We start from the raw sequence: 24,757 nt of genomic DNA, 5'->3' as shown, positions 1-24,757 counted from the left end.
TATGCGCCCATTGAAACAGGCAATTTATTCCAGCCGTACGGCTGACAAGTTCGTCGTACGTCTGCCAGACGGAATGCGTGAACGCATTGCCGAAGTGGCTCGCAATCATCATCGCAGCATGAACTCCGAAATCATCGCGCGCCTTGAACAGAGCCTTATTCAGGAAGGCGCACTGGGCGAAGAACTAAGCATGCGCCTGGACAGTCCAGAGCTCTCATTGCACGAACGTGAATTGCTGCAGCGCTTCCGACAGCTATCCCACCGCCAGCAAAACGCTCTCGTTTCGTTGATTGCCCATGATGCGGAAATGGCTGCGGACGCCTCCTGATTCACACAGAAAATCTCAAGCCAGCCTAATCGCTGGCTTTTTTTCGCCTGTTTTTCGGCAACGCCTGATTCAAAACTGGCGCTCGAGAGCTCGACCATGGGCCTTTGTGACCCCGCGCAAGCGCCCCATTCATCGTTGCCACTCTCAGCCTCGACTGCTGACCACTAGGTATGTCCAGTCGCTACGCTCCGCCTTTGGTTCTTTTTGGCGCGCACACCTTGCGGACGTTACTCACTGGCCAGCAAACGAGCCTTGAGGACCGGTCAGCGCCTCCCAGACACCCGCCAAGCCGCCCCGAGCTGGTTACACCAGCGCGTAACACATCATGACTGATGCTACGCATAAAAAAGCCCGCCGGAAGGCGTAATGCTGTTCACTTAAGCATTTGAGTCCAAACCGGGCTTCATCGAAAATCCGATGCCAGACCTCTGGCATCGGATTTTTTATGTCTGTTCAACAGGACCTGCTCGACCTCGGCGACCTTTTCAACTTCTGCGACCTGAGCACTTTTACTCAAAACATTCCCCTTGAATGGGTAGCGTCTGCACTGGATTTGTCGAGTCAGGCGACCATTCGCCGGCGTCGTCTGCCCGCTGATCAAGTGCTTTGGTTGGTCTTGGGGATGGCGCTATTTCGAGATGAGCCCGTTCACGAAGTGGCCAGACGCCTGAATATCTGCGCCCAAGGTCTGGCTTCTGACCACTTGTTGGCCCGCAGCGGTGTGACCGAGGCGCGAAAGCGGCTCGGTGCCGATCCTGTTGAGTGGCTGTTTCGCAAGACCGGTACTCAATGGGGGGCAGAGCGCTACGACGATGATGCCTGGCACGACCTGCAGGTATTCGCGGTGGACGGTGCACTTTTACGCACCCCGGATACGCCCGAGCTTCGGGACCACTTCGGGTCGGGAAATACTCCGAGTGAGCGCCAGACACCGTTTCCCATGCTGCGTCTGGTGGCGCTGATGAATGTGCGTTCGCATGTGATCCTGGATGCGCAATTGAGCCCTTACCGACGCAGTGAAATGCGCTTGGCCGACGAGTTTTTGCAGCAGATTCCCGACCACTCGGTGACGCTGTTCGACAAAGGGTTCTGGGGCGCCGAGCTGCTGTCGAGTCTGAGCAGCGCGGGTAGCAACCGTCACTGGTTGATCCCGGCAAAAAAAGGACTGGTCTGCGAAGAAGTGACCCGCTACAGCCAGCATGATCGTTTGGTGCGCATGAAAGTCTCGCCGCAGGCCAGAAAGCGAAATCCGGCCCTTCCATCGCACTGGGAGGTACGTGAAGTCAGCTATGAAATTCAAGGCAAGGTGAAGACCGTCATGACGTCCTTGCCGGTTGACACCTACAACGCCAAAGCCGTGGCCAAGCTTTATCAGGAACGCTGGGAGATCGAGCTGGGCTTCAGAGACATCAAGAGTTCGATGCAACAGAACGCCATGACCTTGCGCAGCAAAAAAGTCGAGCTGATTTATCAGGAGGTGTGGGGACTTTTGCTGGCTTACAACGTAATTCGTCGGGAAGCCAGTCAGGCAGCGGTGGCGTTTGGCCGAGCGCCCTCGGACATCCGTTTCAAACCGGCTTGTCAGTACATCGCGGTGCAATTGATTGTGATGGCAGCGGCCAACCCGATTTCAGCCACAGGGAGACGCTTGGCAGAGTTAAGGGCAGGTATTGGAGGATTGTTTCTGGATCACCGTCCAAGGCCTTCGAGGCCAAGGACGGTGAAGATCTCAAAAACCCGATTTCCAGTAGACCGTAAGGCTGCTCCACTTAAGTGAACAGCATTACGCCGGAAGGCGGGGCTTTAGGACAAACATCTCAGAGCAGGAAGATCGTTGCCAGACCAAGGAAGATAAAGAACCCTCCGCTATCAGTCATGGCCGTAATCATGACACTGGCCCCCATGGCAGGATCGCGCCCAAGCCGAGCCAGCGTCATCGGAATCAGCACTCCCATCAGTGCTGCAAGCAACAAATTGAGTGTCATGGCAGCGGTCATCACCACACCCAACGACCAACTGCCGTATAGAAGATAGGCAACAACGCCGATCACACCACCCCAGATCACGCCATTGATCAGTGCAACTGCCAACTCTTTGCGCATCAGTCGCGAAGTATTGCCAGTGCTCACTTGATCCAACGCCATCGCCCGAACAATCATAGTGATGGTCTGATTACCGGAGTTGCCCCCGATACCCGCCACGATCGGCATAAGCGCCGCAAGCGCTACCAGCTTCTCGATTGAGCCCTCGAAAAGACCAATCACCCGCGATGCAACGAATGCAGTGATCAGATTCACCGCCAGCCAGGCCCAACGGTTACGCAGGGACTTCCAGACGGACGCGAAAATATCTTCTTCTTCGCGCAGACCCGCCATATTGAGAACTTCGTTCTCGCTCTCTTCACGAATCAGGTCGACCATTTCATCAATGGTCAGTCGACCGATCAACTTGCCGTTTTTGTCTACGACAGGTGCCGAAATAAGATCGTATCGCTCAAACGCCTGAGCTGCGTCGTAGGCCTCTTCATCCGGATGAAAGCTCACCGGATCGCTGGCCATCACTTCAGAAACCTGCTTGTCCGGATCGTTAACCAGCAAACGCTTGATCGGCAACACCCCCTTGAGGACGCCGTCGTAATCAACCACAAACAATTTGTCGGTATGGCCGGGCAGCTCCTTGAGGCGCCGCAGGTAGCGCAAAACCACTTCGAGACTGACATCCTCACGGATGGTCACCATCTCGAAGTCCATCAATGCACCGACCTGATCCTCGTCATAGGACAATGCGGAGCGAACACGCTCACGCTGCTGACCATCGAGAGTCTCCATCAGCTCATGGACGACATCTCGCGGCAGCTCTGAGGCCAGGTCAGCAAGTTCGTCGGCATCCATGTCCTTGGCTGCAGCCAGGAGCTCATGATCGTCCATGTCGGCGATCAGGGTTTCACGAACCGAGTCGGATACTTCGAGAAGGATGTCGCCGTCGCGATCAGCCTTGACCAATTGCCAAAGCGCTAGACGATCGTCCAGTGGCAAGGCTTCAAGGATATAGGCGACGTCGGCGGAGTGCAGATCATCGAGCTTGCGCTGCAACTCGACGAGATTCTGCCGGTGGACCAGGTTCTCAACCCGATCGTGATGCGGGCCTTCCTGGCGATGAGTCAGGTCTTCAACTACTCGCTGGCGCTGCAACAGCTCAACAACTTGAGCGAGGCGGTCCTGCAAGCTTTCTTGCGTTTTCTTTACTTCAACTTCAGACATAGGCGAACTCCACTCCCAGCAGCGGGGCACGCCGGAAGTATCAATCAGTCAATTCATGATTGGAAAAACGGGAAATTAAGTAACTACTGGGTAAGTCCATGGAGGTATTCCACAAGCCCCGGCGGGGCTGACGGGCGCAATGATAACACCGCCCGACGGTTTTAAACGTTAAAAAATCGTGGCTGAAACAAGCGCTTGCGAAACAATCTTGAGCGCCATCCTGATCCCTCAAACTGCGACGACTCATCCCGAAAAGAAAACACACCAACAAATGAAAATGTAGCAGCTACCTTTGAACAAGCACCGTCACGGAGGACGTCGAATGCCACCAAAATCATCCTGCCTTCTACTGATCCCCCTTCTTTGCCTGCCACTCATCGTACGCGCCACAACCGTCCATCGCTGCGAAGCGCCTGACGGACGCATCACCTTCACGACAATGGGCTGCGCAGCCGGCGAGCACCTTTCGGCCCACGAAGTACAAGCCGACTCGCCCGGCACGGCTGTCGCGCTCATGCCGGACGCCAACCCTCGAGCAACACCGGGAAGGACATTCACAAACCGCGATATGACTGTCGTCGGCCAGCCAGAGGACAAATGTGGAAACCTGATCAGCGCCAGGGAGCGCCGAGAAGCAATCATCAATCAGCGAATTGTTGCCGGCATGAGCCAACAAGACGTCGAAAGCGCCTTGGGTAAACCAGACAAGATCAACATTCGGAATTCGACCACGAGTTATCGCTACGACACCAAGCGAGGTCGAAGCGCAAACGTAGAGTTCGATGCGAGAGGCTGTACGAAAGGAAAAGCCAAATCCCAGACGGCAAAAAGCCCGCATTAAATGCGGGCTTTCTGTTGTATGGTGCACTCGACAGGATTCGAACCTGTGACCGCTCGGTTCGTAGCCGAGTACTCTATCCAGCTGAGCTACGAGTGCATTTTGTGTTTTTATACCAGATCACAACTGGTTGAAGCCGAGTCATCCACATCACTGCAAACAACTCTTAAATGGTGCACTCGACAGGATTCGAACCTGTGACCGCTCGGTTCGTAGCCGAGTACTCTATCCAGCTGAGCTACGAGTGCATTTGTTGCCGCGCATTATAGGCCGTTCAATCTGTTTGTAAAGCGCTTTTTTCTAGTAATTTCAACAACTTACCGAATAAGCCAGATTACAACGAACTACGAAAATAATGGCGGAGAACGGGGGATTCGAACCCCCGACACCCTTTTGAGGTGTACTCCCTTAGCAGGGGAGCGCCTTCGGCCACTCGGCCAGCTCTCCGCAACACGGGGCGTATATTAACCAGCTTCTTCCCCGTTTGCAAACATAAAAACGATAAAAATTAATGGCTTGGTTCTTCGTCCTTCTCTTTCTTGATACGCAGGTAGATTTCCTCACGATGGACAGCCACCTCTTTAGGGGCGTTCACACCAATACGCACTTGATTTCCTTTGACGCCGAGCACGGTCACGGTGATTTCGCCATCACCAATAATCAGGCTTTCTGCGCACCGACGAGTCAGAATCAGCATACCTTTCTCCTCACGCATTACATTTCAGGGACAACAGTCTGCAAAAAAAGAGGCACTCGACCTACAACCAAAACGGTCGCGGCCTGCATGCCTGAGTATTGACCAGCACGAGCAAAAGAACAGCTTCGGGTCGCGCCGTTCGAAAAACAAAGAGCGCGGTCAGACCGCGCTCCTTGGCAAACGCATCACTCGCCCTGGCGGGCCGGTGCGTCCAGTTCGAAAGCCGTGTGCAGGGCGCGCACAGCCAGTTCCAGGTACTTCTCTTCGATCACTACGGAGACTTTGATTTCCGATGTCGAGATCATCTGGATGTTGATGCTTTCCTTGGCCAGGGATTCGAACATGCGGCTGGCTACGCCTGCGTGGGAGCGCATGCCAACGCCGACGATCGAAACCTTGGCGATCTTGGTGTCACCCACGACTTCACGGGCACCGATCTCGCGAGCGGTGTTTTCCAGCACAGATTGTGCCGCCTGATAGTCGTTGCGGTGCACGGTAAAGGTGAAGTCGGTGGTGTTATCGTGCGCAACGTTCTGCACGATCATGTCGACTTCGATGTTCGCGGCACTGATAGGACCGAGAATCTTGAACGCCACGCCCGGGGTGTCTGGCACGCCACGGATGGTCAGCTTGGCTTCATCGCGGTTGAAAGCGATGCCGGAAATGATCGGCTGTTCCATGGTTTCCTCTTCATCAATAGTAATGAGGGTGCCCGGACCCTCCTTGAAGCTGTGCAGTACGCGCAGCGGAACGTTGTACTTGCCGGCGAACTCGACCGCACGGATCTGCAACACCTTGGAACCGAGGCTGGCCATTTCCAGCATCTCTTCGAAGGTGATCTTGTCCAGGCGCTGGGCCACGGACACGACGCGCGGGTCCGTGGTGTAGACGCCATCGACATCGGTGTAGATCTGGCATTCATCAGCCTTCAAGGCTGCTGCCAGGGCCACACCCGTGGTGTCAGAACCGCCACGACCGAGGGTCGTGATATTGCCGTGCTCGTCGACACCCTGGAAACCAGCGACAACGACCACACGACCAGCCTTCAGGTCGCCGCGAATCTTCTGGTCATCAATCTGCAAGATACGCGCTTTATTGTGCGCGCTATCCGTCAGAATCCGGACCTGATTACCGGTATACGAAACCGCCGGCACACCGCGCTTGATCAGCGCCATGGCCAACAGGGCAATCGTCACCTGCTCGCCGGTGGAAACGATCACGTCCAGTTCACGCGGAACCGGTTGCCCGTCGCCACTGATTTGCTTGGCCAGATCGATCAGACGGTTGGTTTCGCCGCTCATTGCAGACAGCACAACCACCAGGTCATCGCCGGCATCGCGGAATTTCTTAACCTTGTCGGCGACTTGCTCGATTCTCTCGACAGTGCCGACCGAGGTGCCTCCAAATTTCTGTACGATCAAAGCCATTTCAAAGCCGCCTCTGCCCATGAAGGGCGCCCAAATAATCACTCAAACAGCGTTCCGGCCCGCCACTAGACTGCGGGCCGAGAGCACTGCCTTATAAACCCTGCTCTACAAATGGAACGGTCAGCGCCAGTGCTGCATCCAGTGCGCCAGCGTCGGTACCGCCGCCTTGCGCCATGTCTGGACGACCACCGCCCTTCCCGCCCACTGCCGCAGCGGCTTGCTTCATCAAATCACCGGCTTTGAGTTGGCCAGTCAGGTCTTTGGTTACGCCTGCAACCAGTACGACCTTTTCCTCATGGACACTGCCGAGCAGGATCACTGCGCGGCCGAGTTTGTTTTTCAGCTGATCGACCAGCGCCAGCAGCGCCTTGCCATCCTGACCGTCCAGACGAACAGCCAGCACTTTCACACCCTTGACGTCCAATGCCGAAGCCGACAGATCGTCGCCCGCGGCGCTGGCAGCCTTGGCTTGCAATTGCTCGAGTTGTTTCTCCAGCAGACGGTTGCGCTCCAGCACAGCCGACAACTTGTCGATCAGGTTGTCGCGGCTGCCCTTGACCAGGCTGGCCGCTTCCTTGAGTTGTTCTTCGGCCGCATTCAAGTAGGCCAGGGCCGCAGCACCGGTGACCGCTTCGATACGACGCACACCAGACGCCACACCACCCTCACTGATGATTTTCAGCAGGCCGATGTCGCCGGTACGGTTGGCGTGAATACCGCCGCACAGCTCAACGGAGAAATCACCGCCCATGCTCAGCACGCGAACATTGTCGCCATACTTCTCGCCGAACAGCGCCATGGCGCCTTTCTTCTTGGCGGTTTCGATATCGGTCTCTTCGGTTTCAACCGCGGAGTTCTTGCGAATTTCGGCGTTGACGATCTCTTCCAGCGCTTTGAGCTGTTCCGGCTTGATCGCTTCGAAGTGACTGAAGTCGAAACGCAGGCGCTGACTGTCGACCAACGAGCCTTTCTGCTGAACGTGATCGCCCAGCACCTGGCGCAAGGCGGCGTGCAACAAGTGAGTGGCCGAGTGGTTCAGCGAGGTGGCGTGACGCACGTCAGCCTCGACATGGGTTTCCACCGGCGCACCGATCAACAGGCTACCCGACGCCAGCACACCGTGATGCAGGAACGCGCCACCGGTCTTGGTGGTGTCGCGCACATCGAAGCGCGAAGCACCGGCCTGCAGGTAGCCGCAATCGCCGATCTGGCCACCGGACTCCGCGTAGAACGGGGTCTGGTTCAGAACGACCACGCCTTCTTCGCCTTCGCTCAATACATCGACCGATTGCCCGTCCTTATAGAGGGCAACGACTTTCGCCGAACCGCTGGTGGCGTGGTAACCGGTGAACTCGGTATCGACATCCACCTTGACCAGGCTGTTGTAGTCCATGCCGAAAGAGCTGGCCGAACGGGCACGGACGCGCTGGGCTTCCATTTCACGTTCGAAACCTTCTTCGTCGATGGTCAGGTTGCGTTCGCGAGCGATGTCGCCGGTCAGGTCCATCGGGAAACCGTAGGTGTCGTAGAGCTTGAACACGACATCGCCGGGCACCACGTCGCCCTTGAGTTCGGCGAGATCCTGCTCGAGGATTTTCAGGCCCTGCTCCAGGGTCTTGGCAAATTGCTCTTCTTCGGCCTTCAGAACGCGTTCGATGTGCGCCTGTTGGGATTTCAGTTCAGGGAAGGCTTCGCCCATCTCGGCAACCAGTGCCGCAACGATCTGGTAGAAGAAGCTGCCCTTGGCCCCGAGCTTGTTGCCGTGACGGCAGGCGCGACGAATGATCCGGCGCAGCACATAGCCACGGCCTTCGTTGGATGGCAGCACGCCGTCAGCGATCAGGAAACCGCAAGAACGGATGTGGTCAGCCACGACTTTCAGGGACGCCTGTGCGTCGTTGGTGCAACCGATGGCCTTGGCCGATGCGCTCAGCAGGCTCTGGAACAGGTCGATTTCATAGTTCGAATGCACGTGCTGCAGCACGGCACTGATCCGCTCCAGGCCCATGCCGGTGTCTACCGACGGCGCTGGCAGCGGGTGCAACACGCCATCGGCGGTGCGGTTGAACTGCATGAACACGTTGTTCCAGATTTCGATGTAGCGGTCGCCGTCTTCTTCCGGCGAGCCCGGTGGGCCACCCCAGATGTCGGCGCCGTGATCGTAGAAAATCTCGGTGCAAGGACCGCACGGGCCGGTATCGCCCATGGTCCAGAAGTTGTCGGAAGCGTAAGGAGCGCCTTTGTTGTCGCCGATACGAACCATGCGTTCGGCGGGAACGCCGATTTCCTTGGTCCAGATGTCGTACGCCTCGTCATCACTGGCATAGACCGTGACCCAGAGCTTTTCCTTCGGCAGGTTCAGCCATTTGTCGGAAGTCAGGAAGGTCCAGGCGTAGGTGATGGCATCACGCTTGAAATAGTCACCGAAGCTGAAGTTACCCAGCATTTCGAAGAAAGTATGGTGACGGGCGGTGTAACCGACGTTTTCCAGGTCGTTGTGCTTGCCACCAGCGCGCACGCATTTCTGGCTGCTGACGGCACGTGTGTACGCGCGCTTTTCCTGGCCCAGGAAACAGTCCTTGAACTGGTTCATCCCCGCGTTGGTGAACAGCAGGGTTGGATCGTTGCCCGGAATCAAAGAGCTGGAGGCTACACGGGTGTGGCCTTGCTCTTCGAAGAAGCGAAGGAAGGCTTCACGGATTTCTGCGCTTTTCATTAGGTTCTTCCACGGAGGCTGCGGCCAAAGGCCTGTTCGAAACGTCAACAGACGAAGCGACGGCAAAGGGCCGCATTATATCGGCCCTACGCGCGGGGTACAGCGTGTTTATACGATAGAAACAGTCAATTGGAGCGCTAACGCTATCACTTGCGCGAAAAGTCGACGAATGTCGCGACGACCTGCTCGATTTGCGCCGCACTGACGTCCATGTGCGTGACCATTCGCAGGCGTGCGGCCGCGCTCAACTTGATCCCGCGCGCGTCGGCGAACGCCTTGAGCGCGTCGGCCTGGTCGCCCATCTGCACGTAGACCATATTGGTCTGCACCGGCTCGACCTCAAAACCTGCCGCGCGCAGGCCCTCGGCCAGCAATTGTGCGTTGGCGTGGTCATCAGCCAGCCGCTGAACGTTGTTGTCCAGCGCATACAGGCCTGCCGCCGCCAGAATCCCGGCCTGCCGCATGCCGCCGCCGACCATCTTGCGCAGGCGCCGAGCCTTGCCGATCAACTCGACCGAGCCGCACAACACCGAACCCACCGGCGCGCCCAGGCCTTTGGACAGACAAACCGAGACAGAGTCGAAATGCTGGGTGATTTCCCGGGCGTCGACCCCGAGCTTGACCGCTGCGTTGAACAGCCGCGCGCCGTCCAGGTGCAGTTGCAGACCATGCTCACGGGTAAAACGGCGCGCCTTTGCCAGATACTCCAGCGGCAAGACCTTGCCCTGCATGGTGTTTTCCAGCGCCAGCAATCGGGTCCGGGCGAAGTGGAAGTCATCCGGCTTGATCGCGGCGGCGACCTGCGCCAGGTCCAACGAACCATCTGCTTGCACTTCCAGTGGCTGCGGCTGGATTGAACCGAGCACTGCCGCGCCGCCACCTTCGTATTTATAGGTGTGCGCTTGCTGACCGACGATGTACTCGTCACCGCGTTCGCAGTGAGCCATCAGCCCCAGCAAATTACTCATCGTGCCGGTCGGTACAAACAGCGCCGCCGCAAAACCCAGGCGCCGGGCCAATTCGGCTTCCAGTCGATTGACCGTCGGATCCTCTCCAAAAACGTCGTCGCCGGTGGCGGCGCTGGTCATCGCATCGAGCATGCCGGCCGTGGGTTGGGTGACGGTGTCGCTGCGAAGATCGATAACACTCATGAATCTGGCCTCGGTAAACAGGGGAAATCCCTTTCAGAAAAGAATTACTACGGTCATGCCGATGAATATTCAACCCTTGATGAAGGAAAAGTCGGGGTAATCCAGTGAAAAAATCGATGGAATTGATCTGAAAGCATCGATGCGTACGTAGGAAATATGTGTTAAAAACGCTGCGCCGCCAGAAAATCTGGCGGCAAAACGTTCTCAGGGCGGGGTGCAACTCCCCACCGGCGGTAATTGCGCGCAACGCGCATAGCCCGCGAGCGCTTGGCGACAGTACGGCTTCGGCGGTGACTGGCGGCAAGGTCAGCAGACCCGGTGTGATCCCGGGGCCGACGGTCATAGTCCGGATGAAGAGAGAACGGGATTGGCGCCGCCTAGGCTCAATACCAAAGCGCCGTCCGCAGGCACTTGTGCCTGCGTACCCTTAAATCCCATTCGATTCATAACGCCCTGTTTTTCACACAAACAGGAGTCAGAACATGCAACCCACCGCAATCGACAGCAAAAGCAAAAACCATCACGGCGAACGCGTTGCGTTCATCCAGGCCTGCTGGCACAAGGATATTGTTGACCAGAGCCGTAAAGGCTTCGTCAGCGAAATGATTGCCCAGGGTTATCAGGAATCCGACATCGACTTCTTCGAAGTCGGCGGCGCCTTTGAAATGCCCCTGCACGCCAAGCTGCTGGCCAAGACCGGCCGGTATGCCGGCATCGTAGCGGCCGCCCTCGTGGTGGACGGCGGCATCTACCGTCACGAGTTCGTCGCCCAGTCAGTGGTCAGTGGTCTGATGCAGGTTCAGCTGGAAACCGAAGTGCCGGTGTTCTCGGTGTCCCTGACCCCGCACCACTTCCATGCCGGCGAAGAACACCAGAAGTTCTTCTTCGAGCATTTCGTGCATAAAGGCCAGGAAGCGGCGAAGACGTGCGCGGATACGCTGCACAAGATCCGTGCGCTACGTCGCACTGAACCGCGCGCAGTCGCTGTTTAACACAGGACCTGTAGGAGCGAGCCTGCTCGCGATGGTCTTCAACGAAAACGCTGCGTATCTGATACCCCGCTGCGTTCTCAAGTCCATCGTGAGCAAGCTCGCACAGGGGTTATCCGGTCAGGCCAGATTTTCGTCGGTGGTCGGCACGATCAGGATGCCGGCACGCAGGCCATTCTTCACCTTGGGGTTCGGGAAGATAATCCGGGCGCCCTCCTCCTCGATGATCCAACGGGTCTGGGCGATGTCTTCGGCCAGCAGATAACCCACTTCCAGCTCCGAAAAGTTTTCGATATCCGCTGGCAAGTTCAGGCGGAAGTTGTCGCTGTGCTTGATGATTTCCCGCGCAACGCTGAACAGCTTCAAGCCATCCAGCGCCACTTCATTCAGCGCCGGCTCGGAGCCTTCGATAATCTGTTTGAGGCGTGTTTCCAGCCTGGACACGTTCACCCCGTCGTTCTGCCCGAATGGCCGCGCCTTGCCCAACTCCAGCGTGAAGGACTCAGCACCGAGCTTGTCGTAGGTGTAGGAGCTGAAAACGATGGACGGCTTGTTCTGCAGCAGCACCGCCTCCATGCCGGCGGCGCGCAGGCGGGCCAGCTCCTGGCGTGAATGCTGACGACCTTCCTTCCACGGATACAACGCGAACTGCTCGATTTTCGAGCCGCGAATGGCGGTGTGCAGGTCATAGTGCAGGCGATCGCGGTCCGGCAGGCTGAAGAAACTCGCCGCCAGACGCTCCAGCTCACAAGCGCGCAACGCTTCGGAGCCGCTGCTTTGTTCGTGACGGCCGTTGAACAGCCGATTGACGTCCTGCTCGACGAAACGCTCGCCTTTGCGAATCGCCTCGGGGTTGCCGAACAGGAACAGAATACGTGCACGCGGTTTCAGATCACCGCGGGCGATGTCATGCAACAGGCGATCGAGCAGTTCGATCGGCGCTGTTTCGTTACCGTGGATACCCGCCGACAGCAGCAGGTCCAGGCCATTGTCGCGAGCTTCAGGTGGCCGGACTTCCAGCGCACCTTCGCTCAACCAGCGCATGCGCACGCCTTCGACAGTCAGTTGAGTCTTCTCCGCCGGTTCACGGCCGGCGAGGGTCAGTTCAAGCAGTTTGCCGAGGGCGAGCATAGAGCGGTTTCCTTAGTGATCGTGATTGCAATCCGGGCCGTGAACGTGGTCTTCGTCGCCGACTTCAGCCGGTTCCATTTCCAGTTGCAGACTTACCAGATTAGTCGCCAATGGGCGCAGCAGCAGGTTGGCGTATTCGGCGTCACCTTCTTCGACGTCCACGCCAATCAGCAACTGACCACGGCCATCGTGCTGGATCCACAGCTCCTTGCCTTGCCACATGACCGCGACGCGGGTGCAGGAGGTTTCCAGTTGCGTGCCGTCAGTGTCTTCAAGGATCAGCTGCAGTTTGTCGCTCATGTAATTACGCTCTCATTGGAGATGAAGCGGCGCGCGGTCGTGCCCGAGCGCGCGCCGTCGATCAATTGATCTGGAATGGATAAACCGAGCCCAGTTTAAGGATTTGTGTCAGTTCATCCAGTGCCGTCCGGCACTCAAGCAACAATTGCGGGTCCGCCAGATCGTTTTCGGTCATGCGGTCGCGGTAGTGCTTGTCGACCCATTCGGTCAACGTGCCATACAACGGTGCCGTCATGATAACCCCTGGATTGACCGCCGCCAGCTCGGTTTCGTTGAGAGCGACGCGCAAACGCAGGCAAGCCGGGCCACCGCCGTTCTGCATGCTCTGCTTGAGATCGAAGACTTTGACTTCGCGGATCAGGCCGCCGGAGCTGGTCAAACCCTGCAGGTATTGCCAGACACGCTCATTGCCACGGCACTCTTCGGGCACGATCAACAGCATGGAACCGTCGGGACGGGACAGCAGCTGGCTGTTGAACAGGTAGGAACGAACCGCGTCTTCAACGGTTACGGCGGAACGCGGAACGCAGATCGACTGGAATTTGCCACCGACCTTGGCGAGCTTGCTCTGCAACTCGGCCAGCATTTGCTCGGTCTCGAGGAATGCGTCCTCGTGATAGAACAGCACTTCGCCATTACCCACGGCGATCACGTCATTGTGGAATACACCCTGATCGATCACCGACGGGTTCTGCTGGCCGTAGACCACGCCGTCATCGCTCAGGCCGTGCAACCGGGCAACGGCCTGTGACGCTTCGAGGGTCTGGCGCGCCGGGTACTTCTGCGGTGCCGGGTAGCGGGTATCGAACGCGCTGCGACCGAAGACGAAGAATTCAACGCCTGCCTCACCGTACTCACGGCAGAAACGGGTGTGGTTGGCAGCGCCTTCGTCACCGAACTGCGCCACGGCCGGCAGGGCCGCGTGGTGCGCGAAGTGCTTCTGGTCGGCGAACATCGCCCCCAGCACGCGGCTGGTGGTCGGGTGTTCGATGCTGCGGTGATATTTGCAATTCAGGTTGGCGGCGGTGAAATGCACGCGGCCATCCGCAGTGTCGGCACTTGGGCTGACGGTAGCGGCGTTGGCCACCCACATGCTCGAAGCCGAGCAACTGGCGACCAGCAGGGGCATGGCGTCTTTGGCGGCGCGCTCGATGACTTGAGCGTCGGTGCCACTGAAGCCCAGGCGACGCAGTGCCGCCACGTCCGGACGCTCTTGTGGCGCCAGCACGCCTTGCTGAAAGCCCATTTCCATCAGCGCTTTCATTTTTGCCAGGCCTTGCAGCGCGGCTTCCTTCGGGTTCGAAGACTGCTGACTGTTGCTCTGGGACGCCACGTTGCCGTAGGACAGGCCACCGTAGTTATGGGTAGGCCCCACTAGACCGTCAAAATTGACTTCATAGGATTTCATCAGCGAGGCTCCACGAATCTGTTTTTATAGGCATCAGATAACAATTCAGTAAGACCGGGGCGCGGCCTTCGCGAGCAAGCTCGCTCACACATTGGAGTGCATTTCCCTGTGGGAGCGAGCTTGTTCGCGAATGGGCGTCAGGCCATTTTCACGCCGGGGGTCAGGGCCGACGGCAAGGCCAGGCTCGGGGTTTCCAGCGAGGCCACCGGATACGCGCAGTAATCCGCCGCGTAGTAGGCGCTGGCGCGGTGGTTGCCCGAGGCGCCGACGCCGCCGAATGGCGCGCTGCTGGCAGCACCGGTCAACTGCTTGTTCCAGTTGACGATACCGGCACGGCTCTCCAGCCAGAATTGCTGGTAACGCGCTTCGGAATCCGACAACAGACCCGCAGCCAGGCCGTAGGCCGTGTCGTTGGCCTCAGCAATCGCCGATTCAAAATCAGCGTAGCGGATCACTTGCAGCAGCGGGCCGAACAACTCTTCGTCCGGACGATCCGCCACGGCGGTCACATCCAGAATGCCAGGGGTCAGCAATGCGGATTGCGCCTGAGGCTGAGTCATCGCCAGCAACGACACGGCGCCGTTGGCCAGCAAATGCGCCTGTGCGTCCATCAGCGCTTTAGCGGCGCCCAGGGAAATCACCGAGCCCATGAACGGCGCCGGCTGCTGATCGAACGCGCCGACTGAAAGCGTCGAGCTGACCGCCACCAGCCGCGCCAGCAGGGTGTCGCCCCAGGCGCCTTGCGGCACCAGCAGGCGGCGCGCGCAGGTGCAACGCTGACCGGCAGATATGAAAGCCGACTGGATGATGGTGTAAACGGCGGCATCGAGGTCGGCGACCTGATCGACCACCAGCGGGTTGTTGCCACCCATTTCCAGCGCCAGGATCTTGTCCGGACGACCGGCGAACTGCTGGTGCAGATGGTTGCCGGTACGGCTGGAACCGGTGAAGAACAGACCGTCGATGCCTGGGTTCGCCGCCAGGGCAATACCGGTTTCGCGCGCGCCTTGCAGCAGGTTCAACACGCCGGCTGGCAAACCGGCTTCGATCCAGCACTTGACCGTCAACTCGGCCACTTTCGGCGTCAGCTCGCTCGGCTTGAACAGCACCGTGTTACCGGCCAGCAGCGCCGGCACGATGTGACCGTTTGGCAAGTGGCCAGGGAAGTTGTAGGGACCGAACACGGCCACCACGCCATGTGGCTTGTGTCGCAGAACGGCGGTGGCGTCGCCCAGCGGGCCGCTCTTCTCGCCGGTACGTTCACGGTAACTCTGCACCGAGATCGCAATCTTGTTGACCATGCTGGTGACTTCGGTCGCCGCTTCCCACAGGGGTTTGCCGGTTTCTTCACCGATGGTGCGGGCCAGTTCGTCAGCGTTGTTCTTCAATGCGGCGGCAAAAGCCTCCAGCACCGAGATACGTTCTTCCAGCGTGCGACGGGCCCAGCCCGGGAACGCCTGGCGCGCCGCTTGTACGGCCGATTCAACTTGAGCAGCGGTGGCGCCTTCGCCGGACCAAACCACCTGTTGGGTCACCGGGTTCAGCGACTCAAAGGCTTCGCCCTGACCGGCCAGCCATTCACCTGCGATGTAAAGCGACTTCATTATTTCGACTCCCGAGCAGCGGACAACGGAACGGCGCGCACTTGATCGCCGGCGTTGAGTTGAAGACGTTTGGCAGTCAGCGGATCGACCACCAGCGTACCGGCGGCGAAGCGTGCGGGTGCGGCAGTGATCCGGCAGTCTTCGCGCTTGCGGTTGTGAATAATGAATGGCGTGGCGTCGTCACCCGGCGTGCCGATGGCCAGCACCAGGGCCTGGCTGTCGCGCACCGCACGGATCTTGCCGGTTTCGCACTCGATGGCCGGGCCGGCGTCGAAGATGTCGACGTAGCCTTGATAGCTGAAACCTTCGCTCTTGAGCATCGACAGCGCCGGCTCGGTGTCCGGATGAACCTGACCGATCACGTTGCGCGCCTCTGGAGAGAGGAAGCAGGTGTACAACGGGAATTTTGGCATCAGCTCGGCGATGAACGCCTTGTTACCAACGCCGGTCAGGTAGTCGGCCTGGCTGAATTCCATTTTGAAGAAGTGCCGGCCCAGGCTTTCCCAGAATGGCGAACGCCCGGCTTCGTCGGACACGCCGCGCATCTCGGCGATGATCTTGTTGCCAAACAGGTGCGGGAATTCGGCGATGAACAGCATCCGCGCCTTGGACAGCATGCGGCCATTGAGGCCACTGCGGTAGTCGGCGTGCAGGAACAACGAGCACAGTTCCGAGTTACCGGTCAGGTCGTTGGCCAGGAACAGCGTCGGGATTTCGCGATAGATTTTCAGCTCCTGCGAGGCACTGACCGTCAGCCCCACGCGGAAGTTGTACCAAGGCTCACGCAGGCCTACGGCACCGGCGATGGCGGAAATGCCCACCACGCGACCGTCGTCGTCTTCGAGTACGAACAGGTAGTCCGCATCGCCCCGCCCGGCTTCGCCACGGAAAGTCTTCTCGGCCCAGCCGACCCGATGGGCCAGGCGCTCTTCGTTGGCTGGCAAGGTAGTCAGGCCGGTGCCGGTGCTGCGGGCCAGGTCGATCAGAGCGGGTAAATCGCTGCTGCGTACGGGACGAACGATCATGCTATCTCCTCAATCGGGTCGCTTGCGCCACCCGCGAAACTCGCTGCTTTCTAAGCATTCATTGAAGCAGGCGTTAAACCGCCACCAGGCGCACGCTGGCACCTTCACCGACGCCCAGGGCTTCGGCTGCTTCCAGATCCAGGGTGACGGGTTTGCCCGGCGCGTAATCAAGCTCGAGCAATACCGCGCGGTAATCCTGCAACTGGGCGTTGGCCACCAGGTACTGACGACCGGCGCCTTTGACCGGCTCACCGATTTTCACCGGCACCACACGGCTCTGGGCAATCGAACGGATCCCCGAGACACGGGCATGCAAGGTCGGGCCGCCGTCGAAAATGTCGATGTAGTGATCGGTCTCGAAGCCTTCGCGCATCAGGATGTCGAACGTGATCTGCGCCCGCGGGTGCACCTGCCCCATCGCTTCTTGCGCCGAATCCGGCAGCAACGGCACATAGATCGGGTAATGCGGCATCAGCTCGGCGAGGAACGTCCGGCTCTTGAGGCCACACAGACGCTCTGCTTCGGCGTAGTTGAGGTCGAAGAAGTTGCGACCGATGGCGTCCCAGAACGGCGAATCGCCATTTTCATCGCTGTAACCGACGATCTCGGTCACCACCGAATCGGCAAAGCGCTCCGGATGGCTGGCCACGAACAGCAGGCGACCACGGGAATTGAGTTCGGCCCAAGGCGAACCCACCAGCTCGCGCTGTACGTAGAAACTGGTCAGCAAGCTGTTGCCGGTCAGGTCGTGGCACTGAGAAAGCACGTGAATCTTGTTATGAATCTTCAGCTCGCGGGAAGCGTGCACGAAGGTTTCATTACGGAAACTGTAGAACGGCTCTGAATAGCCGGCCGACGCGACGATCGCCGAGCAACCGACCAGTTTGCCGGTCGCGGTGTCTTCGAGGACGAAGAAATAGCTTTCTTCACCGTTGAAGCTGACTTCGGCAGCGAATGAGGCTTCGCTTGCCGCGATCTTGTCGCTCAGGCGTTCAACGTCATCCGGCAGGGAAGTGACACCAATCGGGCTGTCCGCAGCCAGACGCTGTACCTCGCCCAGATCAGCCATTTGCGCGGGGCGCATCACCAGCATGGTGTCACTCCTTAATCTCAGAACTTACAAAAGAAAAAATCCCGGGCCATCCCTGAAACAACTCAGAGTCAACTGTGGGAGCTAGCCTGCTAGCGATATCGTCCTGTCAGGCAACAATGATGCTGGCTATCAGGCCCTCATCGCTAGCAGGCTAGCTCCCACACTTTTGATCCAGCCCGAAACAAAAATTTGGATCGACGCCTGAAATGTCAGGCGTCGAAAGGTCTATCAGGCTTGTGTCAGCTTGGCTGCGGCGCGTTCGAAGCGGTCCAGGCCGGCATCGATATCAGCGTCTTCAACCACCAGGCTCGGGGCGAAGCGAATCACGTCCGGACCGGCTTGCAGAATCATCAGGCCTTCTTTTTCAGCAGCGTTGAAGATGTCCTTGGCCTTGCCTTTCCAGGCATCGCTCAGTACACAACCGATCAACAGCCCCAGGCCACGCACCTGGGTAAACAGGCCGTACTTCTCGCCGATTTGCTCCAGGCGGGCCTTGAACTTGTCGTGCTTGGCGTTGACGCCGTTCAGCACTTCAGGGGTGTTGATCACGTCGATCACGGCTTCCGCGACTGCGCACGCCAGCGGGTTGCCGCCGTAGGTGGTGCCGTGGGTGCCGACGACCAGGTGTTTGGCCAGGTCTTCGGTGGTCAACATCGCCGCGATCGGGAAACCGCCGCCCAGGCTCTTGGCGCTGGTCAGGATGTCCGGGGTCACGCCGTAATGTTGGTAGGCGAACAGCTTGCCGCTGCGGCCCATGCCGGTTTGCACTTCGTCGAACACCAGCAGCGCGTTGTGCTCGGTGCACAGCTCGCGGGCGCCTTGCAGGTAGGCCAGTTCGGCCGGCAGTACGCCGCCTTCACCCTGGATCGGCTCCAGCACCACGGCACAGGTCTTGTCGGAAACGGCGGCTTTCAAAGCAGCCAGATCGTTGTAAGGGACGTGAGTGATACCGGTGATTTTTGGACCGAAGCCGTCGGAGTATTTCGACTGGCCACCCACGTTCACGGTGAACAGGGTACGACCGTGGAAGCTGTTCAGCGCGGCAATGATTTCGTATTTTTCGCTGCCAAAGCGATCGAACGCGACGCGACGGGCCAGCTTGAAGGCAGCCTCGTTGGCTTCAGCACCGGAGTTGCAGAAGAACACGCGCTCAGCAAAAGTGGCATCGATCAGCTTATGGGCCAGGCGCAAGGCCGGCTCATTGGTGAACACGTTGGACACATGCCACAGCTTGTTGGCTTGCTCGGTCAACGCACCGACCAGCGCCGGATGCGCATGGCCCAATACGTTTACCGCAATCCCGCCGGCGAAGTCGATCAACTCGCGGCCGGACTGGTCCCATACGCGGGAACCGGCGCCACGCACTGGAATGAAAGCGGCAGGCGCGTAGTTGGGAACCATTACCTGGTCGAAATCGGCGCGTTGTACCGCAGCGTGCTCAACGGACATCGGAGTCTCCTGAAGACGAACACTCGCCTGAAACTGGCGAGCGATGGGGGGGATTGTAAGGACAGTTTTCAGCCCGGCCTTGCCGCCAAGCGACAACTTCTTATAGCGCAAACCCCGGATTTTCCCGGGTTTACGGCAATGCGACATATAGGGTCGCAAAGGCGCAGTTTAACTGGCGGCGAGCGTTTGCGGCAGGCTTGCTCCGTTGTAACCGATAGCGATTGGGTGAGTGAGGTAAATATGTACCGCACGTCGTCCGCCTTCGCGCGGTTTCCTAAGGGCCTTATCAAACTTCGATGGCGCTCTAGACCCCATGACTACCCAAGTTACCCTCCTGGCGACCGATGCCTTAAAGCCGGACGCTCACTTTCAGCACCTGACTAACGTCATCCCGTCCTGGCTGCGCCAGGCAACGCCCCAACGGCGTGAAGCACTGAGCAATATCACCCCGGGATTGCCGGCCAGTCTCAAGGACGCCCCGCCACATCGGCACGCAGAACTGGGCAAACTCATCGCCCGTCATGTGACCAGCCAGAATCGGGTCGATCAGATGATGGCCAATCTGCAAAGCCCCGCCGACTTCGCCCGACCACTGCTGGAAACGGCGCTCAAGAGCCAGTTCGGTCTGGAACCGAACGTCCGCAAAACCTTCCTGCGCCTTTACATCCCCACCCACCTACCCTGGCTACGATTGAAATCCGGGGCTGCACGCATCTGGACGGTGTCGCTGCTGGACGCGGCGCTGCACAACTTCGAAAGTGCCGAAACCGAAACTGACGCCTTCGAACCCACCTCGACTTACATCACGACGCCCTCGGCCGATGGGCGATTCGAGACCTTGCCGCAGATGGCGGAAAAAATGCCCATCAAGGCGTTTACCCGCCTGTGCCGGGAGCTGGATATCGGCCAGCGCTATAAAGAGTATCTGGAGGACAACCTGGGCATCAGCAACCCGGTGGCGGCGGCACTGCTGCAACCGAAAATCCATGACAGCCAGAAAACCGCGCTGATCGCCGCACTGCATATGGCGCAGATGCAAAAACGGCTGGGCAGTGATGTCCACCAACTGATTCTTGGCCTGCTGGACGACCTGCCTTATCTGCGTTTGCGCGGCCAGCCATGGGGCTGTCATGAGTTGACCATCATGAACGCGCGCCTGACCGGTGTTCTGTTATTTGCCCCGGACCTTGAAAGCGCACGCGAAGTGGCCAGGGTCGTGGCCTATATCCCTGATGACCCCGAACATCCGATCAAGGAATACTCATCGTCCGCCGCCTTTGCCGAAGAACTGAGCAAACGCCTGCGCGCGCCCGCCTATCAACAATTCTTCAGCCGCTTCATCGACCACGAGGATCGCGGCCACTTCTTCGCCCAATTGAACAGCCAACTGGCCCCCATTATCTGGCAACCGGTTCAGCCGGGTGATCCGCGCCCGACCTGGCGCGAGCAACCCAACCAGCGAGTCGATTTGCGCATTGCCTCAACGCCGATCAAGGGCGACCTGTGGACTCACCAGTACCAGTCGAAGCTCAACAAGATTCTCAACGATGCCCGGGTCATCGCGGTATCCACGGCAACGGTCGACCAGAGAGCTCGCTGGGCACTATGGGACTCCTTCACCGAAATCGCTTCAGCACTGTTGAATGTCGCCGCCTTCATTGCCTTGCCGTTCGTACCGTTTCTTGGCGAACTGATGCTCGCTTATATGGCTTACCAGTTGCTCGACGAAACCTTCGAAAGCGTCGTCGACTGGGCCGAGGGCCAAGGTCGCGAGGCTTTTGGGCATTTGATGGGCGTCGTTGAGTCCGCTGTCCAGCTGGGCACTTTTGCCGCCGGTGGCGTGATCGCGGCGGGAGAATTTCGCGCGGCTCTGCCCAAGGAAATCGTGCAGTTCTTCGACCGTTTCAACTCAGTGAAACGTCCAAACGGTGAAACCCGCTACTGGCAACCCGACCTCACCGCCTACGAGCATCCCGCGGTGCTTCCCGACGAATCAAAACCGGACACGCTCGGGCTGCACCGTCACCAGGACAAAACCCTGTTACCCCTGGAGAACAAACGCTACGCCGTCAGCGAAAATCCGCTGACGGGTGAACATCGCATCGACCATCCGACCCGACCCGAGGCCTACAAACCCAGGCTCAAACACAACAGGGCCGGCACCTGGCAAACCGAGGTCGACCAACCTCTGAGCTGGGACCAGACCACCTTGCTTCGACGTATCGGGCCGGACATGCAGCGCTTTTCCGAGCGCGAACGCGAAGGCATGCTAACCATCAGCGGCACCCACGAAAACGTCCTGCGCAAGATGCACACCCATGCAGGACCGCTGCCGCCGGTTCTGGCCGACACGCTCAAGCGCTTCACGATCGACCAGGACATACAAACCTTCATCGAGCAAATCGGCAGCGACCGGCCGGAGCTGTACCTGAGGGCAGACCCCGTCACCCAGCTCGAATTGCTCAACGCCAACGGTTACTGGCCGAAAACCAAAGGGCTGCAACTGACGGATGGCGAGGCGAACATACTTTGGCAAAGTCCCGCACCGGATGTGCCGCGTGTGCCAATCGATGCCACGCAACTCAAGGACGGCGATCTGCTCAAAACTTTCCTGCTAGCCCTGTCGGACGAAGAAGCGAGAACCTTGATGGGCGAAGAATTCGGCCTGCCCTCCCCTCGCCTCGAAAGTCGTACGCGCAGCCTGCGCCAGAAATTGGCCCAACTCGCCCAACGCAAGCGACAGAGCCTGTTCGAACAGCGTTACCGCACACTCGAACAGGGCGCTCAGTCCACGACTCAAATCCTCATCGATGCCGAACCCGGATTACCGACCACCATCGCAGACGCGATTGCAGCAACGGCCAACGACCTGGAGCTGGCACAACTCAAGAGCGGCAAGATTTCCCCCAGGCTGGCGGAACTGAGCCAGGAGGCCAGGTTGCAGGTACGGGTGACTCGCGCCTACGAAGGCCTTGAGTTGCCGTCGACCGAGGACAACATCGACACCGATTGCCTGGCTCTGCATTCACTGGAAAACCTGCCAGGCTGGAGCGGACAACTGCGCCTGGAAATGCGCCACTACAGCCCCGACGGGCGCCTGATCGACAGCCTCGGCAGCGCTGACGCCAGCCTGCGCAAAATACTGGTGCTCGGCGAGGACGGCGCCTATCAGCCGTTTGATCAGGATGGAGAAGAACTCAGCGGTTCGACCACGTTTTTTAACAGCCTGCTGCAGGCGTTGCCCGACAGCGAGCGCATGGCGCTGAACGTCCAGATTGGCGACGAGGCCCGGCTCAAACAGTTGATTCGCCAACACCCACTGAGCCGCGAGGCCTTGCGCACACTGCTGGGCCGGCAGGTTAATCTCAAGCCTGCCTACGACCCGAAGGTCATGCGACTGTTGGGCGGCGGCGATGGTTATCGGCTCCTTCCCACCCGTACGCCCACCCTGCAAGCCCGCGTCCAGTCGTTGTTCCCGCAACTGTCGGCCGAGGAACTCGATGCGTTTGTCGAGCGCCTGCAACAACACCCGGCAGGGCCACGGGCAGAACTGAATCGACTCATGGTTGAACATTCGGGGCTCTACGACACCCTGTCTCCCTGGTGCAACGACATCCCGCAGTACCTGCCTGATACCCAGACCAGGCTCACGCCTGAACAGCTGACCACCCAGATGCAGGCTCGACGGCAATTCATGATCGATCTGATGGAGTGCTGGCGGCGTCAATGGGTACCCACGCAGACTGGCTTCGCCACGACCGATTTCAACTTCTTCCAGCCGATAATTGGCGAGCTGCCAGCCCTGAGCGCCGACTTCAGCCGTGTCCAAACGCTGACAATGGATGGTTGTAGCGCCGCGCGGGGTACGCAGGCGTTTCTGCGCAGTTTTACCGGATTGCGCACCCTGAAACTGCGTTATTTCAACCTGGGTCACCTTCCGGATGTTGTCGCGCAGCTACAACTTGATGAACTGATTCTCAGCGATTGCGCGATCAGCCTCAGCCCCGAGGCCCACGCCACGCTCGCCGCACAGGATCAAATGACCATACTGGACATGTATAACAATCCGCTGGGCCTGGTACCGGACGTCGGCGGCATGCCCAAACTGAATTACATCGACCTCTCACACACCGGCATTTCCGAGCTGCCCAAGGACTTACTGACCCGCCCGCGCCTGAGCACCGCACTGCTCAACGACAACCGGATCGAAGAATTGCCAACAGCCCTTTTCTCAATGCCACCCGACAGTCAGGAAGGATTCGACCTGGGCAACAACCCACTGTCGTCCGCCACCCGCGAACGCCTCAAGCAACACTACCTGGCCACACGCCAGGACTTCGGTATCTATGCCGAGGCGTCGGACCTGCGACGTGCGCAAGCGCTTTATCCGATGATGGACCAGGAAGAAGCGAGCAAGTTCGTGAATTCGCTGCCTGGAACACTGGACGAGGGGCGAGCCGAACTGAGTCGCCTGGAAGCCGAACTTGCCACCCTGGAAACCGAGCTGGCTGCCTGGACCGCCGACATTCCCGCTCTCCATCCCGTCACCCAACAACCTTTCAACGCTCAGCAACTGCTGAACGAGCATTGGGCCCGAGACGAATTCAAACAGTTCGTGCTGCGATGCTGGCGTCGGGAGACCGTGGCCGAAGACATGAGCGATTTGCTGCAACCCAGCTACGACTTGAGCCTGGACACTCACATCACCGGTGACTTGCCGGCACTGAGTGCAGACTTCAGCCATGTCACGATGGTTTATCTCAATAGTGAAAGCGGCCTGCCCATGGACGTCAGCCGGTTCCTGGAAGGCTTCCCGAAACTCAAGACCCTCAGCATCCGCGACTTTCACCTGGGCGATATCCCGGAGGCGATTTTCCGCATGGGCGAACTGACGTCGTTGAACCTCCCGGACTGCCACATCACCCTGACGGCACAGAGCGTCCTGAACCTTTCCGAGATGACCCAACTGGACTTTCTGGATTTGAGTAACAACCCGTTGGAGCTCGCACCGGATGTCACTCAGCTGACCGAGCTGGCCACCCTGCAACTGGACAACTGCCAGCTCACCGAACTGCCTGCCGGTCTGCTGCAACTCAAGCGTCTGGACGCAGCCGATCTGAGCGGTAACCAGATCACTCGGATACCCACCGATATTCTCGAGCTGCCAATGGAGGATGCCGAACCCATCAACCTGCGCGACAATCCGTTCAACGAAGCCAGTTTGAAAATCCTGATTGAGTATTTCAAGTTGACCAACGTCGACTTCGGGGTCGAGGAAGTGATCCAGCGAGCTGAGCTGGAGGTGTCGTCTTCTGGAGAATCAGACCCGGACGAGTAGCCC

The 24,757-nt window shown here is 58.9% G+C and carries 17 protein-coding genes, 3 tRNA genes and 1 riboswitch; of the genes, 5 read left to right on the top strand and 15 right to left on the bottom strand.

Annotated features, from left to right (window positions below):
- Position 1: 1 nt before the first annotated feature.
- Both ACX3YD_RS06065 and ACX3YD_RS06060 read left to right on the top strand, forming a co-directional pair.
- Positions 2–328 carry an Arc family DNA-binding protein gene (locus ACX3YD_RS06065; protein WP_003178899.1) on the top strand — a complete coding sequence of 109 codons (327 nt, stop codon included), beginning with the start codon at positions 2–4 and terminating at the stop codon, positions 326–328.
- A gap of 445 nt (positions 329–773) precedes the next feature.
- Complete coding sequence (locus ACX3YD_RS06060; protein WP_458959474.1) at positions 774–2,105, top strand: IS4 family transposase; 1,332 nt, start codon at positions 774–776, stop codon at positions 2,103–2,105.
- A gap of 40 nt (positions 2,106–2,145) precedes the next feature.
- On the opposite strand, the gene mgtE is transcribed toward ACX3YD_RS06060, so the two are convergent.
- Positions 2,146–3,588, bottom strand: a complete 1,443-nt coding sequence (gene mgtE, locus ACX3YD_RS06055) for a magnesium transporter (protein ID WP_047532344.1) — start codon at positions 3,586–3,588, stop codon at positions 2,146–2,148.
- A 322-nt stretch (positions 3,589–3,910) separates the two neighbouring features.
- On the opposite strand from mgtE, the gene ACX3YD_RS06050 reads away from it, so the two are divergent.
- Positions 3,911–4,429 (top strand): cell envelope protein SmpA, encoded by a 519-nt coding sequence (locus ACX3YD_RS06050; RefSeq protein ID WP_458959473.1) that lies wholly within the window; start codon positions 3,911–3,913, stop codon positions 4,427–4,429.
- Between the two features lie 19 nt (positions 4,430–4,448).
- Here ACX3YD_RS06050 and ACX3YD_RS06045 read toward each other — a convergent pair.
- The 7 genes from ACX3YD_RS06045 to ltaE all read right to left on the bottom strand — a co-directional run bounded on the left by ACX3YD_RS06045 (position 4,449) and on the right by ltaE (position 10,417).
- A tRNA-Arg gene (locus ACX3YD_RS06045) sits at positions 4,449–4,525 on the bottom strand.
- 72 nt (positions 4,526–4,597) lie between these two features.
- A tRNA-Arg gene (locus ACX3YD_RS06040) sits at positions 4,598–4,674 on the bottom strand.
- A gap of 108 nt (positions 4,675–4,782) precedes the next feature.
- Positions 4,783–4,873: transfer RNA gene (locus ACX3YD_RS06035), tRNA-Ser, on the bottom strand.
- A gap of 61 nt (positions 4,874–4,934) precedes the next feature.
- Positions 4,935–5,123, bottom strand: coding sequence for a carbon storage regulator CsrA (gene csrA, locus ACX3YD_RS06030; protein WP_002554426.1), 189 nt, complete (start codon positions 5,121–5,123; stop codon positions 4,935–4,937).
- 185 nt (positions 5,124–5,308) lie between these two features.
- A complete protein-coding gene (locus ACX3YD_RS06025) occupies positions 5,309–6,550 on the bottom strand; it encodes an aspartate kinase (RefSeq protein WP_007934911.1) in 1,242 nt (413 codons plus the stop codon).
- A gap of 91 nt (positions 6,551–6,641) precedes the next feature.
- On the bottom strand, positions 6,642–9,266 hold the full coding sequence (alaS, locus tag ACX3YD_RS06020) for an alanine--tRNA ligase (RefSeq protein ID WP_458959472.1): 2,625 nt from the start codon (positions 9,264–9,266) through the stop codon (positions 6,642–6,644).
- A gap of 146 nt (positions 9,267–9,412) precedes the next feature.
- The gene (gene ltaE, locus ACX3YD_RS06015; protein ID WP_458959471.1) at positions 9,413–10,417 is read right to left on the bottom strand and encodes a low-specificity L-threonine aldolase; all 1,005 of its coding nucleotides are present in this window, start codon (positions 10,415–10,417) and stop codon (positions 9,413–9,415) included.
- Positions 10,418–10,613: 196 nt separating this feature from the next.
- Positions 10,614–10,784, top strand: a riboswitch (FMN riboswitch).
- A 115-nt stretch (positions 10,785–10,899) separates the two neighbouring features.
- On the opposite strand from ltaE, the gene ACX3YD_RS06010 reads away from it, so the two are divergent.
- Complete coding sequence (locus ACX3YD_RS06010) at positions 10,900–11,409, top strand: 6,7-dimethyl-8-ribityllumazine synthase (protein WP_047532368.1); 510 nt, start codon at positions 10,900–10,902, stop codon at positions 11,407–11,409.
- A 117-nt stretch (positions 11,410–11,526) separates the two neighbouring features.
- On the opposite strand, the gene astE is transcribed toward ACX3YD_RS06010, so the two are convergent.
- The 7 genes from astE to ACX3YD_RS05975 form a co-directional block, all read right to left on the bottom strand.
- Positions 11,527–12,537 (bottom strand): succinylglutamate desuccinylase, encoded by a 1,011-nt coding sequence (astE, locus tag ACX3YD_RS06005; protein ID WP_047532369.1) that lies wholly within the window; start codon positions 12,535–12,537, stop codon positions 11,527–11,529.
- A 12-nt stretch (positions 12,538–12,549) separates the two neighbouring features.
- Positions 12,550–12,837 (bottom strand): hypothetical protein, encoded by a 288-nt coding sequence (locus ACX3YD_RS06000; protein ID WP_047532370.1) that lies wholly within the window; start codon positions 12,835–12,837, stop codon positions 12,550–12,552.
- A gap of 61 nt (positions 12,838–12,898) precedes the next feature.
- A complete protein-coding gene (gene astB, locus ACX3YD_RS05995) occupies positions 12,899–14,245 on the bottom strand; it encodes an N-succinylarginine dihydrolase (protein WP_458959470.1) in 1,347 nt (448 codons plus the stop codon).
- 137 nt (positions 14,246–14,382) lie between these two features.
- Positions 14,383–15,852, bottom strand: coding sequence for a succinylglutamate-semialdehyde dehydrogenase (gene astD / locus ACX3YD_RS05990; RefSeq protein WP_458960387.1), 1,470 nt, complete (start codon positions 15,850–15,852; stop codon positions 14,383–14,385).
- On the bottom strand, positions 15,849–16,874 hold the full coding sequence (gene astA / locus ACX3YD_RS05985; protein ID WP_047532373.1) for an arginine N-succinyltransferase: 1,026 nt from the start codon (positions 16,872–16,874) through the stop codon (positions 15,849–15,851). The genes astD and astA overlap by 4 nt, the downstream gene beginning before the upstream one ends.
- Positions 16,875–16,947: 73 nt before the next feature.
- Positions 16,948–17,967, bottom strand: coding sequence for an arginine/ornithine succinyltransferase subunit alpha (gene aruF, locus ACX3YD_RS05980; protein ID WP_025112905.1), 1,020 nt, complete (start codon positions 17,965–17,967; stop codon positions 16,948–16,950).
- Positions 17,968–18,195: 228 nt separating this feature from the next.
- Positions 18,196–19,416, bottom strand: a complete 1,221-nt coding sequence (locus tag ACX3YD_RS05975) for an aspartate aminotransferase family protein (RefSeq protein WP_047532374.1) — start codon at positions 19,414–19,416, stop codon at positions 18,196–18,198.
- A gap of 313 nt (positions 19,417–19,729) precedes the next feature.
- Here ACX3YD_RS05975 and ACX3YD_RS05970 point away from each other — a divergent pair, with 313 nt between their 5' ends.
- Positions 19,730–24,754 carry a dermonecrotic toxin domain-containing protein gene (locus tag ACX3YD_RS05970; RefSeq protein ID WP_458959469.1) on the top strand — a complete coding sequence of 1,675 codons (5,025 nt, stop codon included), beginning with the start codon at positions 19,730–19,732 and terminating at the stop codon, positions 24,752–24,754.
- Positions 24,755–24,757 lie beyond the last annotated feature (3 nt).

The sequence above is a fragment of the Pseudomonas fluorescens group sp. PF-1 genome (assembly GCF_054481335.1).
This window is presented reverse-complemented; position numbering and strand designations above follow the sequence as displayed.

Excerpts from the sequence above, each read along its gene's own strand:
- ACX3YD_RS06065 (WP_003178899.1), top strand. The coding sequence starts at position 2 with ATGCGCCCATTGAAACAGGCAATTTATTCCAGCCGTACGGCTGACAAG.
- ACX3YD_RS06060 (WP_458959474.1), top strand. The coding sequence starts at position 774 with ATGTCTGTTCAACAGGACCTGCTCGACCTCGGCGACCTTTTCAACTTC.
- mgtE (WP_047532344.1), bottom strand. The coding sequence starts at position 3,588 with ATGTCTGAAGTTGAAGTAAAGAAAACGCAAGAAAGCTTGCAGGACCGC.
- ACX3YD_RS06050 (WP_458959473.1), top strand. The coding sequence starts at position 3,911 with ATGCCACCAAAATCATCCTGCCTTCTACTGATCCCCCTTCTTTGCCTG.
- csrA (WP_002554426.1), bottom strand. The coding sequence starts at position 5,123 with ATGCTGATTCTGACTCGTCGGTGCGCAGAAAGCCTGATTATTGGTGAT.
- ACX3YD_RS06025 (WP_007934911.1), bottom strand. The coding sequence starts at position 6,550 with ATGGCTTTGATCGTACAGAAATTTGGAGGCACCTCGGTCGGCACTGTC.
- alaS (WP_458959472.1), bottom strand. The coding sequence starts at position 9,266 with ATGAAAAGCGCAGAAATCCGTGAAGCCTTCCTTCGCTTCTTCGAAGAG.
- ltaE (WP_458959471.1), bottom strand. The coding sequence starts at position 10,417 with ATGAGTGTTATCGATCTTCGCAGCGACACCGTCACCCAACCCACGGCC.
- ACX3YD_RS06010 (WP_047532368.1), top strand. The coding sequence starts at position 10,900 with ATGCAACCCACCGCAATCGACAGCAAAAGCAAAAACCATCACGGCGAA.
- astE (WP_047532369.1), bottom strand. The coding sequence starts at position 12,537 with ATGCTCGCCCTCGGCAAACTGCTTGAACTGACCCTCGCCGGCCGTGAA.
- ACX3YD_RS06000 (WP_047532370.1), bottom strand. The coding sequence starts at position 12,837 with ATGAGCGACAAACTGCAGCTGATCCTTGAAGACACTGACGGCACGCAA.
- astB (WP_458959470.1), bottom strand. The coding sequence starts at position 14,245 with ATGAAATCCTATGAAGTCAATTTTGACGGTCTAGTGGGGCCTACCCAT.
- astA (WP_047532373.1), bottom strand. The coding sequence starts at position 16,874 with ATGATCGTTCGTCCCGTACGCAGCAGCGATTTACCCGCTCTGATCGAC.
- aruF (WP_025112905.1), bottom strand. The coding sequence starts at position 17,967 with ATGCTGGTGATGCGCCCCGCGCAAATGGCTGATCTGGGCGAGGTACAG.
- ACX3YD_RS05975 (WP_047532374.1), bottom strand. The coding sequence starts at position 19,416 with ATGTCCGTTGAGCACGCTGCGGTACAACGCGCCGATTTCGACCAGGTA.
- ACX3YD_RS05970 (WP_458959469.1), top strand. The coding sequence starts at position 19,730 with ATGACTACCCAAGTTACCCTCCTGGCGACCGATGCCTTAAAGCCGGAC.